Annotated in this window: 12 protein-coding genes; 11 read left to right on the plus strand and 1 reads right to left on the minus strand. The window is 63.1% G+C overall.

The features are described 5' to 3' along the window. The first annotated feature begins 285 nt into the window (after positions 1–285). From putP to LOY33_RS02125, 9 genes are all read left to right on the plus strand, one after another. The gene (gene putP, locus LOY33_RS02085; protein ID WP_210013885.1) at positions 286–1,770 is read left to right on the plus strand and encodes a sodium/proline symporter PutP; all 1,485 of its coding nucleotides are present in this window, start codon (positions 286–288) and stop codon (positions 1,768–1,770) included. A 128-nt stretch (positions 1,771–1,898) separates the two neighbouring features. Then, positions 1,899–2,735: a 23S rRNA (adenine(2030)-N(6))-methyltransferase RlmJ gene (locus tag LOY33_RS02090; protein WP_043863583.1), complete on the plus strand. Its 837-nt coding sequence runs from the start codon at positions 1,899–1,901 to the stop codon at positions 2,733–2,735. 211 nt (positions 2,736–2,946) lie between these two features. Further along, on the plus strand, positions 2,947–4,704 hold the full coding sequence (locus LOY33_RS02095) for a carbamoyltransferase (protein WP_043863582.1): 1,758 nt from the start codon (positions 2,947–2,949) through the stop codon (positions 4,702–4,704). Beyond that, on the plus strand, positions 4,688–5,818 hold the full coding sequence (locus LOY33_RS02100) for a glycosyltransferase (RefSeq protein ID WP_054915750.1): 1,131 nt from the start codon (positions 4,688–4,690) through the stop codon (positions 5,816–5,818). The genes LOY33_RS02095 and LOY33_RS02100 overlap by 17 nt, the downstream gene beginning before the upstream one ends. Next, positions 5,818–6,714, plus strand: a complete 897-nt coding sequence (locus LOY33_RS02105; protein WP_043863580.1) for an antimicrobial resistance protein Mig-14 — start codon at positions 5,818–5,820, stop codon at positions 6,712–6,714. Before LOY33_RS02100 ends, LOY33_RS02105 begins: the two co-directional genes overlap by 1 nt. After that, positions 6,681–8,132 (plus strand): PIG-L deacetylase family protein, encoded by a 1,452-nt coding sequence (locus LOY33_RS02110; protein ID WP_258661000.1) that lies wholly within the window; start codon positions 6,681–6,683, stop codon positions 8,130–8,132. Before LOY33_RS02105 ends, LOY33_RS02110 begins: the two co-directional genes overlap by 34 nt. Continuing rightward, positions 8,129–9,085 (plus strand): glycosyltransferase, encoded by a 957-nt coding sequence (locus tag LOY33_RS02115; RefSeq protein ID WP_043863578.1) that lies wholly within the window; start codon positions 8,129–8,131, stop codon positions 9,083–9,085. The genes LOY33_RS02110 and LOY33_RS02115 overlap by 4 nt, the downstream gene beginning before the upstream one ends. Before the next feature lie 33 nt (positions 9,086–9,118). Then, complete coding sequence (locus LOY33_RS02120) at positions 9,119–9,886, plus strand: glycosyltransferase family 2 protein (protein ID WP_043863577.1); 768 nt, start codon at positions 9,119–9,121, stop codon at positions 9,884–9,886. Continuing rightward, entirely contained in the window at positions 9,876–11,042 is a 1,167-nt protein-coding gene (locus tag LOY33_RS02125; RefSeq protein ID WP_054915746.1) for a hypothetical protein, read from the plus strand. Before LOY33_RS02120 ends, LOY33_RS02125 begins: the two co-directional genes overlap by 11 nt. A gap of 33 nt (positions 11,043–11,075) precedes the next feature. Here LOY33_RS02125 and LOY33_RS02130 read toward each other — a convergent pair whose 3' ends face one another. Then, entirely contained in the window at positions 11,076–11,714 is a 639-nt protein-coding gene (locus tag LOY33_RS02130) for a phosphotransferase (protein ID WP_043863575.1), read from the minus strand. Positions 11,715–11,829: 115 nt separating this feature from the next. On the opposite strand from LOY33_RS02130, the gene msbA reads away from it, so the two are divergent. Next, positions 11,830–13,632 carry a lipid A export permease/ATP-binding protein MsbA gene (gene msbA, locus LOY33_RS02135; RefSeq protein WP_043863574.1) on the plus strand — a complete coding sequence of 601 codons (1,803 nt, stop codon included), beginning with the start codon at positions 11,830–11,832 and terminating at the stop codon, positions 13,630–13,632. A 122-nt stretch (positions 13,633–13,754) separates the two neighbouring features. Further along, on the plus strand, positions 13,755–15,176 hold the full coding sequence (gene hldE, locus LOY33_RS02140; RefSeq protein ID WP_058541610.1) for a bifunctional D-glycero-beta-D-manno-heptose-7-phosphate kinase/D-glycero-beta-D-manno-heptose 1-phosphate adenylyltransferase HldE: 1,422 nt from the start codon (positions 13,755–13,757) through the stop codon (positions 15,174–15,176). The last annotated feature ends 3 nt before the right edge of the window (positions 15,177–15,179 follow it).

The following is a 15,179-nucleotide window of genomic DNA, read 5'->3' on the forward strand; positions in this document are numbered from 1 at the left end:
TGGGTGCAACCTAGTGCAACCCAAATAATCGCGTTGAGGAGTGCAACTCGTCCGGTGGCTAAAACCCCACAGCATAAATGGCTGTTCAAGGTGCATTTGCTTATGTAAACGGCGGTTTTTGCTCCCAAATGGAGCAAAAACACGTTGTTATGCGAAATATCCGACCAGGTGCAACTTGACTGAAGAAACTGGTTGCACCTTGTTTGCGTTGTTGCATAGGATTCGCCGCCTGGGTGCAACCGTTAGCGGCTGTCACTACATAAAAACAAACGCCAGGGCGCAACAATGAGTTTTAGCAATCCAATCACGATCACGTTCGTGATCTATATCGCGGCAATGGTGCTGATCGGCTTCATGGCCTATCGCTCCACCAACAACCTTTCCGACTACATCCTCGGTGGCCGCAGCCTCGGCAGCGTGGTGACCGCGCTCTCGGCCGGTGCCTCGGACATGAGCGGCTGGTTGCTGATGGGCCTGCCGGGCGCCATCTACATGTCGGGCCTTTCCGAAGCCTGGATCGCCATCGGCCTGACCGTCGGTGCCTACCTGAACTGGCTGTTCGTGGCCGGCCGCCTGCGCGTGCAGACCGAGCACAACGGCGACGCGCTGACCCTGCCGGACTATTTCGCCAGCCGTTTCGAAGACCACAGCGGCCTGCTGCGCATCATTTCGGCAATCGTGATCCTGGTGTTCTTCACCATCTATTGCGCCTCCGGCATCGTGGCCGGTGCCCGCCTGTTCGAAAGCACCTTCGGCATGTCGTATGAAACGGCGCTGTGGGCCGGTGCTGCTGCCACCATCGCCTACACCTTCGTCGGTGGCTTCCTGGCGGTGAGCTGGACCGATACCGTGCAGGCCACGCTGATGATCTTCGCGCTGATCCTGACCCCGGTGATCGTGCTGATCGCCACCGGCGGCTTCGACACCACCTTCCTGGCCATCGAAGCCCAGGGCGCGGGCAACTTCGACATGTTCAAGGGCGCGACCTTCATCGGCATCATCTCGCTGATGGGCTGGGGCCTGGGCTACTTCGGCCAGCCGCACATCCTGGCGCGCTTCATGGCGGCAGACTCGGTGAAATCGATCGCCAATGCCCGTCGCATCTCCATGACCTGGATGATCCTGTGCCTGGCCGGTACCGTGGCCGTGGGCTTCTTCGGCATCGCCTACTTCTCGGCGCACCCTGAAGTGGCCGGCCCGGTCACCGAGAACCACGAGCGCGTGTTCATCGAACTGGCCAAGATCCTGTTCAACCCGTGGATTGCCGGTGTGCTGCTGTCGGCCATCCTGGCAGCAGTGATGAGTACCCTGAGCTGCCAGCTGCTGGTGTGCTCCAGCGCCCTGACCGAAGACTTCTACAAGACCTTCCTGCGCAAGAACGCCTCGCAGGTCGAGCTGGTATGGGTCGGTCGCCTGATGGTGCTGGCGGTTGCGCTGATCGCCATCGCGCTGGCCGCCAACCCGGACAACCGCGTGCTGGGCCTGGTGGCCTACGCCTGGGCCGGCTTCGGTGCCGCCTTCGGCCCGGTGGTGCTGATTTCGGTACTGTGGAAGGGCATGACCCGCGACGGCGCACTGGCCGGTATCGTGGTGGGCGCGGTGACCGTGATCCTGTGGAAGCAGTTCGACACCATGGGCCTGTACGAAATCATCCCGGGCTTCCTGTTCGCATCGCTGGCGATCTACTTCGTGAGCAAGGCGGGCAGCCCGTCGGCTGCGATGGTCAAGCGTTTCGAAACCGCTGAAGCGGCGTTCCACGCCGACAAGTAACACGGCTGCATCATGCTGCCCGGCAACGGCCCGGCCTCTTCTGGAGGTCGGGCCGTTGTCATTCTGGCGGCTGTCACCTGACGGCGCGGGCCTGACAGGGTAAACTTCCGGGCCTTGCAGGAGTTGCCATGAACTATCGTCACGCCTTTCACGCCGGCAACCACGCCGACGTGTTCAAACACCTCGTATTGACCCGGCTGATTGCGCTGATGTCGCGCAAGGAGCAGCCGTTCGCCTACCTCGACACCCACGCCGGCCTTGGCCTGTATGACCTGCAGGGCGACCAGGCGACCCGCACCGGTGAGTGGCTGGAAGGCATCGGCCGGCTCTGGGGGCGCGACGACCTGCCCGAGGTGACGGCCGATTACCTGCGCATCCTGCGAAAGATGAACCCCGACGGCGAGCTGCGCTACTACCCGGGGTCACCCGAGCTGGCACGGCGCCTGGCACGCCAGCAGGACCGCGTGCTGCTCAACGAGAAGCACCCCGAAGACGGGCGCCTGCTCAAGGAAAACATGAAGAAGGACCCACGCGTGGCGGTGCACCTGGGCGAGGGCTGGCACGTGCCGAGGGCTTTGCTGCCGGTGCAGGAGAAGCGTGCGGTGATGCTGATCGACCCGCCCTTCGAGCAGGCCGACGAGCTCAAGCGATGCACGGTGGCGATGAAGGAGACGATTGGCCGCATGCGCCAGACGGTCGCGGCCATCTGGTACCCGATCAAGGACCAGCGCCAGCTGGTGCGTTTCTATCAGGACCTGACCAGCACCGGTGCGCCGAAGCTGCTGCGGGTGGAGCTGTACGTGCACCCGCAGGACAGCCCGCAGGGCTTGAACGGCTCTGGCCTGGCGATCGCCAACCCGCCATGGGGCCTGGAAGAAGAGCTGCGCGCACTGCTGCCGTGGCTGGCCCAGGTGCTGGGGCAGACCCAGGGCAGCTGGCGCATGGACTGGCTGATTGCCGAGTAGGGTGTTGTGAATGTGTTGGCCTATCGCGGGTCAAGCCCGCTCCCACAGAGGCAATGATGTCCTTGTGGGAGCGGGCTTGACCCGCGATGGGTTCCACGCCAGCAGTGCGCCCTGCACTCCGTACCACGCTTTACGCTATAATCCCGCCCTTTCGCTGCCACCCGCCCATGAGGCCGGGGCGCACATCTACAGATTTGAAGAGGCTAGACCCTTGGCATTGACGATTCTTGGCCTGTCCGGCGCCCTTAGCCATGATCCTTCCGCGGCCCTGTACATCGACGGCAAGCTGATTGCCGCCGCTGAAGAAGAGCGCTTCGTGCGCGACAAACATGCAAAGAACCGCATGCCCTACGAATCGGCGAAGTTCTGCCTCGAACAGGCCGGCATCAAGCCGTCCGATGTCGATGTGGTAGCGATTCCGTTCGCCCCCATCAGCCTGTTCGGCAAGGCCCGCTGGCACTACGCCAAACGTTACTGGTACGCCCCGGATCGTGCCCTCGACGCGCTGCTGATGGGCAACCGTCGCTACAAGCGCTACCGCAACAAGATCGTCTGGTGCCTGGAGCAACTGGGCTTCGATCCGAAAAAGATCAAGATCGAACCGGTCGAGCACCACCTGGCCCACGCCTCCAGCGCCTACCATTGCTCGGGTTTCAAGGAAAAGACCGCGATCCTGGGCATCGACGGCAAGGGCGAGTACGCCACCACGTTCTTCGGCTACGGCGAAAACGGCAAGATCCACAAGATCAAGGAATTCTTCGACCCGGACTCCCTCGGCGGCCTGTATGGCGCGATCACCGAGTTCCTGGGCTTCGAAATGCTCGACGGCGAGTTCAAGGTCATGGGCATGGCGCCGTACGGCGACGCCAGCAAGTATGACTTCTCGCGCCTGGCCAGCTTCGAAAACGGCGAGCTGGAGATCAACACCGACTACGCCAACGTCATCGGCCTGCGCCGCTATAAAGAGAAGGGCAAGGGTTTCTACTTCTCGCCCAAGCTGATCGAGTGGCTGGGCCCCAAGCGCGAAGGCGACATCGCCGACGAGCCGTACATCCACTACGCGGCCAGCATGCAGGCGCTGTTCGAGAAGCTCGCGCTGCAGATGATCGACTACTACCTGGGTGACGTGCTCAAGGAAACCGGCAAGCTGGCCTTTGCCGGCGGCTGCGCGCTGAACGTCAAGCTGAACCAGAAGATCATCGCCCGTCCCGACGTGAAGGAGCTGTTCGTGCAGCCCGCCTCGGGCGACGCCGGCACCGCAGTCGGTGCTGCCGCCTATGTGTCCCACGCCCGTGGCGTACCGGTCGAGAAGATGGAACACGTCTACCTCGGCCCGGCGTACAGCAACGAGGACGTGATCGCCGCCTGCGCCCGTCACGAACACAAGCCGACCTGGCGCAAGCTGGACAACATGCCCGAGCAGATCGCCCGGATCATGGTCGACGGCAACCCGGTGGCCTGGTTCCAGGGCCGCATGGAGTTCGGCCCGCGGGCCTTGGGCGGACGTTCGATCATCGGCTGCCCGAGCGTGCCGGGCGTGGCCGACCGCATCAACCACCAGATCAAGTTCCGCGAGCGCTGGAGGCCTTTCTGCCCGTCGATGCTCGACACCGTGGCGCCGCAAATGATCAAGATCGATCACCCGGCCCCGTTCATGACCTTCACCTTCGAAGTGGCTGAAGAGTGGAAGACCCGCGTGCCGGAAGTGGTCCACGAAGATGGCACCTCGCGGGCCCAGGTGCTCAAGCGCGAGTACAACCCGCGCTACTACGACATGATGAAGGCGCTGGAGACCCTGACCGGCAACGGCGTGTCGCTCAATACCTCGCTCAACCGTCGTGGCGAACCGATGATCTGCTCGCCGACCGATGCCCTGAACATGTTCTTCGGCTCGGACCTGCAGTACCTGATCATGGAAGACATCCTGGTGGTCAAGGACGGCGCGAAAGCTTATGACAGCGTTGGCTGAACGGCACGTCCTGCAGTTTTGCCACGGCTATGACGGGCCGTTTCTCGATTGCGCCCGTCAGTACGCCAGCCTGTTCGCAGGCAAGGGCTACCGCGTCACCACGGTGTTTCTCACCGGCGCCGCCGATCCGCAGGTGGCGGCGGGCTGTGCGAGCGATGAAGTGCTGTTTCTCGAGTTCAGCTCCAAGGCCATTCGTGGCTTGAAGCTGGGCGCGATTCGCGAACTGCGCCGCATTGCCGCGTCGCGCCGATTCAGCTTCTGCATCGCCCACCGCTTCAAGCCGATCTACATCGCCCTGCTGGCCACCCGCCTGCCGGTGATCGGCGTGCACCACGCCTTTGGCGACTACCAGCGGCGTACCCGCCAGCTGTTCGCCAACCTGTTCAGCAAACGCCTGAGCCTGCTCGGGGTGTCGGACGCGGTGCGCGACGACATGCGCCAGTGCCTGCCCAAGTGGCCGGCCGAGCGTATCCAGACGCTGTACAACCGCATCGACATCGACGCCCTGCAGGCCAGCCTGGTGCCCGCCGCGCAGGCGCGCCAGGCCCTGGGCCTGGATGCGAAGGCATGGATCGTCGGCAACGTCGGCCGCCTGCACCCGGACAAGGACCAGGCCACCTTGCTGCGCGGGTTTGCCCAGGCACTGCCGGCACTGCCGGCAGGCGCCCGCCTGGCAGTGCTGGGCACCGGCCGCCTGGAGCACGCGCTCAAGGCGCAGGCCGAGGCGCTGGGGATTGCCGCACAGGTGGACTTTCTCGGCCAGGTACCGGATGCACGGCGCTATTTCAGTGCCTTCGACGTGTTTGCCCTGAGCTCGGACCACGAGCCTTTCGGCATGGTGCTGCTCGAAGCGATGGTGGCCGGCGTGCCGTTGCTGGCCACCGCCTGCGGTGGCGCCAAGGAAGTGGTCGAAGGTGTCGGCATCCTGTTCCCGCTCGGGGATGCCGAGCGTCTGGCGCAAGGCCTGCAACACCTGGCCGAGCTGGACCAGGCGCAACGCCAGGCCTGTGCCGAGCGCATGCTCGAGCGCCTGCGCGAACGCTTCTCCGACACGGCCGTGCGCGAGACTTTCTGGCACCTTCCCCAGGTTGTCGAACTGACGGGGCAGGCCTGATGCTCAATTATGTACAAGGCTGGCGTGAGCGCGGCTGGCGCGTGATCGATGCGCCGGCCTACGCCGACGCCTGGCAGCGCTTTGGCGGCAGTGTGGCGACCCACCCGCTGGTGCTCGCGCAACTGGCCGAGATGGCCGATATTCCGGTGCGTTACCTGGGCTGGTACCAGGGTGACGAACTGAAGGCGGCCATACCCACCTGGGACCGCTACCTAGCATTGTCCAAGGACGTGCTCAAGCGCCGGGGCAAGAAGGGCCTGTTCGACCTGGGCAATGCCGAGCTGATTCTGCCGGCCGCTGCCGATGCACAGGCGCCGCTGCGCCATGCCGGGCGCTACCTGTCCGAGCTCAACCAGGGCCGTTTCAGCGGCCTCAAGGCGCAGCCCGAAGCCCTGGCCATGGCACGCCAGCCCGAAGAACTGTCGAAGAAGTTTCGCTACAACCAGCGCCGCGAACTGCGTTTGCTGGAAGAGGCGGGCGGGCAGGTGCGGGCCATCACCGAGTTCACCAGTGCCGAGATCGCGTCGATGTATTGCGACCTGTTCCAGCGCCGCTGGGGCTTTGCGGCCACCGGTGCCGAGCGCATGGCCGAGATGGTCGAACGCCTGCGCGCGTTGCTGATCGGCTCGGTGCTGTTTCTGGAAGACAAGCCGATCGCGATCCAGCTGGTGTACCGCGTCGAGGCTCCCGAGTGGGTCAGCGTCGAGTACGTCAACGGCGGCGTCGACCCCGAGACGCGTGCGTTCAGCCCGGGCAGCGTGCTGAGCTTTCTCAACACCCAGAGCGCCTGGGAAGCCGCGCGTGCGCTGAACAAGCCGCTGCGGTTCTCCTTCGGCCGCGCCGATCGCGAGTACAAGGACCGATGGTGCAACCCCGTGCCGGTGTTTCAGGTGTGAGCCGCAAGCAGCAGTTGCTCAGGCGCCATCGGCAGCGCAAGCGCATGACGCTGGTCATTTTGCTGGTCATTCTGCTGGCCAGTGCCTGGCTCGCCTGGTGGCTGCCGCTGGTGCTCGGCGTACTGGCCTGGTCCGCTCACGAGGCCTGGTTCAGCGACCATCTGTTCTATGCGCCGGCCAGTGATTACGACTATCTCATCGACAGCGACCAGTCCCACCCCCTGCGCCTGACGCAAGGTCGATTGGGTGTGCCGGCCGAGTGCAGCCTCGAGGAGGGCGACACGCTGCTGCTCAAGGTCTGTCTGCGCGCTTCGCTGTTCGGGCGGCTGTTTGACCCGGCGGTGAGGATCGAAGGCGGCACATCCGATACACAGGTGTTCGAGCGCGGTGTGAAGGGGGTGCGTTACCTGAACCTGACCGGGCAGCACACCGCCCTTGTGGAGGGGCGACTACGTCTGCGCGGCCAGTACTGTCGGCTGGATGAACAGGTCGAGCTGTTGGTGTGCCGACATCCGGATTACCTCGCCGGGCCGTTGCTGGTGATCGCCCCGCATGCCGATGATGCCGAGCTGGCAGCCTTCGGCGCTTATGCCCAGGCCCGGGAAAGCTGGATCGTCACACTCACGGCCGGTGAAATCGAAACCGAACACTACCGGGCCATGGGCCTGGATGCAGTCGCCGCAGCTCGCCTCAAAGGCCAGTTGCGCAGCTGGGACAGCATCGCCGTGCCGCTGTGGGCCGGTGTACCGGCCGAGCGCTGCGTGCAGCTTGGCTATTTCTGCATGCAACTGGCGGCCATGCAGGCTGAGCCACTGATGGCGCAGGGGTCGCGCGAGGCGGACATGCTCGACACGCGCCTGTTCCGGCGTTTCAACCGTGTCGGCCTGGCCAGCGACGTCGATGGCGTCCCCTCCTGGCGCAACCTGGTGCAGGACCTGTGTGAACTGATCGAGCGTATTCGCCCGCAGACCATCGTGCTGCCTGAGCCGTTGCTCGATCCCCACCCCGATCATGTGTGCGCCCGCAACGCAGTGCTAGAGGCCCTTGCGCTGACGCACCATCAGCCGCGGACGCTGCTGCACTACGCCAATCACCTGCATGACAACGACCGTTGGCCAATGGGGGATGCGGGCAGCGGAGTGGCGCTGCCGCCCCACTTCCAGGGGCAGGTGGCGATGCGCCCCTGGGTGCTGGCGTTGAGCGAGGAAAAGCAATGGCACAAGGCTATGTCTTTGGGCATGATGCACGACCTGCAGCCCGGAACCCCCTTCAAGCGTCGCCTGCGCCGCTTTTTGCAGCGCGTCCTGGCAGGGCGGCGTTGGCCGACCACTGGTGAAAACGAGTTTTTCCGCAAGGCCGTGCGCCGGCACGAGCTGTTCTGGGTCGGTGCCGAAACCGACAAGAGAGAGCAACAGTGAAAGTCCTATTTCTGGTTCAGAAAGAGCAACGGGCCATTCTGGATCGCTTGTATGAAGGCGTAGGTGCAGCCTGCGACTGTGATATCCGTTGGCTGACCGACGCCGAGCAGGACAATCTGCGCGCTTATTTCAAGCAGCACGTCAATGTCGAACAGTACGACCGGATCGTGTTTTTCCTGCGCTTCAAGAAAGAGATACGTCAGGTCGGCTTTATCCGCACCGTGCCCAATCTGGTCATTCTCGAGCACGACGCTTATCAGAACTACATCCCGTGCAAGTACACGGGCAAGTTCAGCAAGCACTACCAGCAGATACCTTGGGCGCGGGTGATCACGTCGGGGGCGGTGGTAAGCCGGCGCCTGCGTGACGAGGGCTTCGACGCGGTGTTCGTGCCCAAAGGCTACGATCAGGCGCTGCTGCGCAATGAAGGGCGCGAGCGCGACATCGAACTGGCCTTTGTCGGCAGCCTTCGCAGCGTGGCCTACTCCGGGCGCAAGGCAATGCTCGACTCGCTCGCGAGTGTCGAGAACCTTGTCGTCACGCGCACCAAATCGGGTGAGGAGTACAGCCAGACCCTCAGCCGCATCCGCTTTTTCGTCAGTGCCGATGTCGGCATGGGCGAGTACATGATCAAGAATTTCGAAGCGATGGCCTGTGGCTGCGTCTTGTTTGCCTATGACCAGGGCGACGAGGAAAACCAGGCTCTGGGTTTTGTCGATATGCACAACATCGTGCTGTATCGCGACTTGGCAGAGCTGCGAGCCAAATTGAAACAGCTGCGTGAGCAGCCCGAGCTGGCCGACGAGATCTCCCGTCGCGGGCAGCAGTTGGCCGAGACGCGTTATACGTTTCACGCCTTGGGCAAGACCATTGTCGAGACCATGCGTGCGCCGCTGCGTGCGCATGCCCAGCCTGGCTGGTGGGCACGGCTGCGCAACGCGGTAGGCCGTTAAGGCCGTTCATCTGTCACTTATCGAGGAAGCAACATGCTCTTCAGCGAAAGCAGCGAAATCACCCTGATGGTGACCAGTTGCGGCCGGTTCGATCTACTCAAGCGCACGCTGGAAAGCTTCGACCGATTCAATACGGCGCCCATCCGGGAAGTTTTCATCACCGAAGACTCCGGTGACGAGGCAGTACGCGATTGCGTCCCTGTGCACTGGCGCGAGCACACCACCTGCATTGTCAACAACCCCAAGCTGGGCCAGTTGCGCTCGATCGATGCTGCCTACGCGCAGATCAAGACACGCTGGGTGTTCCATTGCGAGGACGACTGGGACTTCTATCGCCCAGGCTTCATCGAAGACTCCCAGGTGCTGCTGGAGGCCGATCCGCAGGCCTTGCAGGTGTGGTTGCGCAGCTTCAACCACGACCTGCAGGTGCACAGCCCTTACGTATTCCTCAACGAGCGCCAGGTGCTTCAGGGCATCGCGTTCTACCAGTTGGGCTCGCACAAGCCGGATTGGCAGGGCTTTTCCTTCAACCCCGGGTTGCGCCGCCTGGCCGACTATCAGCAGCACGCGCCGTATGCCGGGCACAGCGGTGAAAAGAGCCTTTCGCGTCTGTATGCCAGCGAAAACCGCTATGCATTGATACTGGAAAATGATGCCGTGCTGCACACGGGTTTCGGCGGACATGTCGAGTTGCCCCAGGAGAAACAGAACAAGTTGCGCCGTAAACAAAGGGATCGCTTCAAGCTGATTGGAGCGCTGGTAGTTGGAATGGTAATAGGCTGGATGTTGAATGTTATTTAGTGAGGTCCATTTGGAAAACAGCAACAGCCGTCGCTACTTTGGCGCGGCCATCATTCTGTTTCTGCTCAGCTTCATCCTGATGGACTCGTCCAAGTGGACGAACAACATCTTCTACGCGTTTATTGCTTTGCCCGGGTTGGTGTTTCTGCTCAAGGAACGGGGCGTCGGGCTGTTTCAGCACGGCCTGACCTGGGCCTGGCTGGCGTTCATGCTGTGGTTCCTCGTGCCTGCCGCCATTGCCGGCAATGGGCAGTTCTACAAGCACATCCTGTATGTCTGCGTGTTTGTGTTTGTGGTTGCCGGGCTGACGAGTCCGCAATTTTTCCGCTCGTCCGCGTTCACCCGCGCGCAGTTCTGGATCATTTTCGCCTACATCTTTGGCTACGCTACCTATGCCTACGCCACAGGCATCTTCCCCTTTGGCGAGCGTGTACGCTTGTTGCCTTCGCGCATGGAGAACATTATCTATGCCAGCATCTGGTTGCTCTGCGCCTTGGCGCTGGCCCTGCCTGCATGGGTCAGGGAGCGGCGCTGGATCGAGGCGATAGCTGCAGTGGCGCTGTCGCTGTTTGCGGTGGCGTTTGTGTTGCAAACACGTACCGCGCTGGTTGGCGCTGCCTTTCTGCTGGGCGTCTGGGCGCTGTACGGCATCCTGCGGTTCCCCAGGATTGGTTTGATCTGCGTGTCGGCGGCCGCTGCAGCCATGCTTCTGGTCTTGTGGCTGGTGCATGAGCAGCATTGGTTCCTGTCGCTGTTCGAGCGTGGCGATTCGTACCGTGTCGAACTGTTCCATATCATGGTCGGGGAATGGCGCAACTGTGGTTGGGCGCTGGGATGCGGGGTCGACTTCAAGACCGCCAAGACCCTTCAGGACGGCCTGCCTATCCAGCACCCGCACAACGTCTTCGTGGCGATGGGGCTGTATACCGGCGGTGTCTCGCTGGTGTTGCTGCTGGCGGTGATGGGCGCGACCCTGTGGCAGGCCTGGCGCAACCGGGATCCATGGGGCATGTACCTGGCGTGCGCGCTGGTTATGCTCAACTTCGACGGCAGCAAGCTGATAGGCAACCCTGACGAACTCTGGCCACTCGTGCTGCTGCCTGCGGCGCTGGTGCTGGGGCGCGTGGCGCAGCGTCCGAGGCGCGTGCGTCTGTGATCCAGTCGACCACCTTCGGGTGGTCGATTTGTTTCAGGCCAGTGCGGCGCTCAGTTCGGCGGCGCTGCAGGTGTGCTGGTGGGCAAGGTAGGCGCTGCTGAAGGCATCGCCACCGTTGTCCAGCAACCAGGCCCGGTCCTGCGGGTAGCGCAGCATGTGCTTGAAGTTGCGCAGGCGTAGACGCTTGGTCAGCGCCTGGCGGTAGATGCGCAGGTCGGCAATATCGATCAGGCCCAGTTCGCCTTCCGGTGTGAGCACCACGTTGCCCAGGTGCGCAGAACGGAAGTAGACGCCTTTCTCGTGCAGTTGCGCGATGAATGCACCCAATTGCGCGCGCCGTCGGTCATCACTGAGCGGGTCCTCGAGCAACTGGCGCAGGGTTTGCCCCGGCAGGGGGTCGTAATGCACGGCATCCCGGGCGATTTCGGCTATTCGATACACCTGGCGCACACGCGGGCAGGGGATGCCACGTTCGGCCAGGGTGCGGCAGTTATCGGCAAAACGCTTGGCGTAGGGGTACCACGCCGCGGACGTGATCAGGCGCTTGCGGCGGAACAGCTTCAGCATCGAGCCGTCGCCCAGACGCAGCACCTTGTCTCCCGTACCGTCAGCCTCCAGGACTTGGGCGCCTTCGCGCAGGGCAAGGTAACGGGCATGTTCAAGGGCTTGCATCGATACTCCGGTGTCTGGGGCCTGAGGCTTGTTTGGCCGGCTATATTACCCCAGCACCGAGTGGCGAAAACCGCTTGTGATACAATCCCGCTTCTTTTTGATACGACGGATTCTCATGACCGCCCCTGAATCGTCCGCGCCTTCGAGCTTGAAAATCTATTTTCGACTGCTCGGTTACGTGAAGCCCTACGTGGGCATGTTCCTGGTGAGTATCCTCGGCTTCGTGATATTCGCCTCGACCCAGCCCATGCTGGCAGGCATCCTCAAGTATTTCGTCGATGGCCTGAGCAACCCCGAAGCGGTGCTGTTCCCCACCGTGCCTTACTTGCGCGACCTCCAATTGTTGCAGGCTGTGCCGCTGCTGATCGTGCTGATCGCCGCGTGGCAGGGCCTGGGCTCGTTTCTGGGCAACTATTTCCTGGCCAAGGTTTCCCTGGGTCTGGTGCACGACCTGCGGGTCGAGTTGTTCAACAAGCTGCTGGTACTGCCCAACCGCTATTTCGACAGCCACAACTCCGGACACCTGATTTCGCGCATCACCTTCAATGTGACCATGGTCACCGGCGCCGCCACCGATGCAATCAAGGTGGTGATCCGCGAAGGCCTGACCGTGGTGTTCCTGTTCGGCTATCTACTGTGGATGAACTGGAAGCTGACCATCGTGATGCTGGCGATTCTGCCGCTGATCGCCTTCATGGTCAGCAGTTCGAGCAAGAAATTCCGCAAGCAGAGCAAGAAGATCCAGGTGGCCATGGGTGACGTGACGCATGTCGCGTCCGAAACCATCCAGGGCTATCGCGTGGTGCGCAGCTTCGGGGGCGAGAACTACGAAGAGCAGCGCTTCAACAACGCCAGCCAGAGCAACACCGAGAAGCAGCTGCGCATGACCAAGACCAGCGCGGTATACACACCGATGCTGCAATTGGTGATCTACTCGGCCATGGCCGTGCTGATGTTCCTGGTGCTGTACCTGCGCGGCGACTCCACCGCCGGCGACCTGGTGGCCTATATCACCGCGGCCGGCCTGCTGCCCAAGCCGATCCGCCAGCTGTCGGAAGTCAGCTCGACCATCCAGAAGGGTGTGTCGGGGGCCGAGAGCATCTTCGAGCAGCTGGATGTGGAGCCGGAAGTCGACCACGGCACCGTCGAGCGCGACCGGGTTACCGGGCGCCTGGATGTCCGCCACCTGAGCTTCACCTACCCGGGTAGCGAGCGCCGCGTGCTCGATGACATCAGCTTCACCGCCGAGCCGGGTCAGATGGTGGCGCTGGTTGGGCGTTCGGGCAGTGGCAAGTCGACCCTGGCCAGCCTGATACCGCGTTTCTATCCGCATGCCGAGGGCGAGATCCTGCTCGATGGCGTGGAGGTGGAGCAGTACCGCCTGCGTAACCTGCGTCGGCACATTGCCCAGGTGACCCAGCATGTGACCCTGTTCAACGACACCGTGGCCAACAACATCGCCTACGGTGACCTGGCCGGTGCGCCGCGCGAGCAGATCGAGGCTGCGGCAGCCGATGCCTATGCCAAGGAGTTCATCGATCAGTTGCCTCAAGGGCTGGACACCGAGGTCGGCGAGAACGGCGTGCTGCTGTCCGGCGGCCAGCGCCAGCGTCTGGCGATCGCCAGGGCCCTGCTCAAGAATGCACCGCTGCTGATTCTGGACGAGGCCACCTCGGCCCTCGACACCGAGTCGGAGCGGCACATCCAGGCCGCCCTGGACCAGGTGATGAAAGGCCGTACCACCCTGGTGATCGCGCACCGCCTGTCGACCATCGAGAAGGCCGACCTGATCCTGGTGATGGATCAGGGGCGCATCGTCGAGCGTGGCACGCATGGCCAGTTGCTGGCCGAAAACGGCTATTACGCGCGCCTGCACGCCATGGGCCTGGATGAGCCGGCCAAGGCCGACATCACCTGAGTCACCCTGCCAGGGCGCGTTCTGCGCCCTGGTTGTCACAGCAGGTTACCGGCGCCGAACAGGCCGGTGCCAGGGCTGTGCTAATATCCCGCCCCTGTTCATTTTGTCTATATGGGTTGCCCATGAAGTTGTCCATGCCGCGTTTCGATCAAGCTCCGGTACTGGTGGTCGGGGATGTCATGCTCGACCGCTACTGGCATGGCGGTACCTCTCGCATTTCACCTGAAGCCCCGGTACCGGTGGTCAAGGTCGAGCAGATCGAGGACCGTCCGGGTGGTGCAGCCAACGTTGCGCTGAACATTGCCGCGCTGGGTGCGCCGGCCTCGCTGGTGGGCGTCACCGGCCAGGACGAGGCCGCCGACAGCCTGGCCAACAGCCTGCAGGCAGCGGGGGTGCGTTCGATCTTCCAGCGCATCGCCCATCAGCCGACCATCGTCAAGCTGCGGGTCATGAGCCGTCACCAGCAATTGCTGCGCATCGATTTCGAAGAACCCTTTGCCACCGACCCGCTGTCGCTGGGCGCCGAAGTCGACGCCCTGCTCGAAGGGGTGAAGGTGCTGGTGCTGTCCGACTACGGCAAAGGCGCATTGAAGAACCACCAGAGCCTGATCCAGGCCGCGCGAGCCAAGGGCATTCCGGTGCTGGCCGACCCCAAGGGCAAGGATTTCTCGATCTACCGCGGCGCCAGCGTCATCACGCCGAATCTGGGCGAGTTCGAGGCCATCGTCGGGCATTGCGCCGACGAGACCGAACTGGTCAACAAGGGCGGCGAGCTGATGCGCGAGCTGGAACTGGGCGCCTTGCTGGTGACCCGAGGCGAGCACGGCATGACCTTGCTGCGCCCGGGCCATCCGGCCATGCACCTGCCGGCACGGGCGCGTGAAGTGTTCGATGTGACCGGTGCCGGCGATACCGTGATCTCCACCCTGGCGGCGGCGATCGCCGCCGGTGAGGAGCTGCCCCATGCGGTCGGTCTGGCCAACCTGGCCGCCGGCATCGTGGTCGGCAAGCTGGGTACGGCGGCCATCAGCGCGCCGGAACTGCGCCGCGCCATCCAGCGCGAAGAAGGCTCCGAGCGCGGGGTGCTGAGCCTTGAGCAGTTGCTGCTGGCCATCGACGATGCGCGGGCGCACAACGAGAAGATCGTGTTCACCAATGGCTGCTTCGACATTCTGCATGCCGGGCACGTGACCTACCTGGAGCAGGCGCGTGCGCAGGGCGACCGGTTGATCGTGGCGGTCAATGACGATGCTTCGGTCAGTCGCCTGAAGGGGCCGGGTCGCCCGATCAACAGTGTCGACCGGCGCATGGCGGTGCTGGCGGGGCTGGGGGCAGTGGACTGGGTCATCAGCTTCTCCGAAGGCACCCCGGAAAACCTGCTTGCCGAGGTCAAGCCCGACGTGCTGGTCAAGGGTGGCGACTACGGCATCGATCAGGTGGTGGGCGCCGATATCGTCAAGGCCTATGGCGGTACGGTGAAGGTGTTGGGGCTGGTGGAAAACAGCTCGACCACGGCGATCGTGGAGAAAATCCGCAAGAACTGAGTG

This window comes from Pseudomonas sp. B21-036 (genome assembly GCF_024748925.1).
Lineage (GTDB): Bacteria > Pseudomonadota > Gammaproteobacteria > Pseudomonadales > Pseudomonadaceae > Aquipseudomonas > Aquipseudomonas palmensis.

What these genes read in the sequence shown, in the direction of transcription:
- putP (WP_210013885.1), top strand. Translation starts at nt 286, where the DNA reads ATGAGTTTTAGCAATCCAATCACGATCACGTTCGTGATCTATATCGCG.
- LOY33_RS02090 (WP_043863583.1), top strand. Translation starts at nt 1,899, where the DNA reads ATGAACTATCGTCACGCCTTTCACGCCGGCAACCACGCCGACGTGTTC.
- LOY33_RS02100 (WP_054915750.1), top strand. Translation starts at nt 4,688, where the DNA reads ATGACAGCGTTGGCTGAACGGCACGTCCTGCAGTTTTGCCACGGCTAT.
- LOY33_RS02105 (WP_043863580.1), top strand. Translation starts at nt 5,818, where the DNA reads ATGCTCAATTATGTACAAGGCTGGCGTGAGCGCGGCTGGCGCGTGATC.
- LOY33_RS02110 (WP_258661000.1), top strand. Translation starts at nt 6,681, where the DNA reads ATGGTGCAACCCCGTGCCGGTGTTTCAGGTGTGAGCCGCAAGCAGCAG.
- LOY33_RS02120 (WP_043863577.1), top strand. Translation starts at nt 9,119, where the DNA reads ATGCTCTTCAGCGAAAGCAGCGAAATCACCCTGATGGTGACCAGTTGC.
- LOY33_RS02125 (WP_054915746.1), top strand. Translation starts at nt 9,876, where the DNA reads ATGTTATTTAGTGAGGTCCATTTGGAAAACAGCAACAGCCGTCGCTAC.
- LOY33_RS02130 (WP_043863575.1), bottom strand. Translation starts at nt 11,714, where the DNA reads ATGCAAGCCCTTGAACATGCCCGTTACCTTGCCCTGCGCGAAGGCGCC.
- msbA (WP_043863574.1), top strand. Translation starts at nt 11,830, where the DNA reads ATGACCGCCCCTGAATCGTCCGCGCCTTCGAGCTTGAAAATCTATTTT.
- hldE (WP_058541610.1), top strand. Translation starts at nt 13,755, where the DNA reads ATGAAGTTGTCCATGCCGCGTTTCGATCAAGCTCCGGTACTGGTGGTC.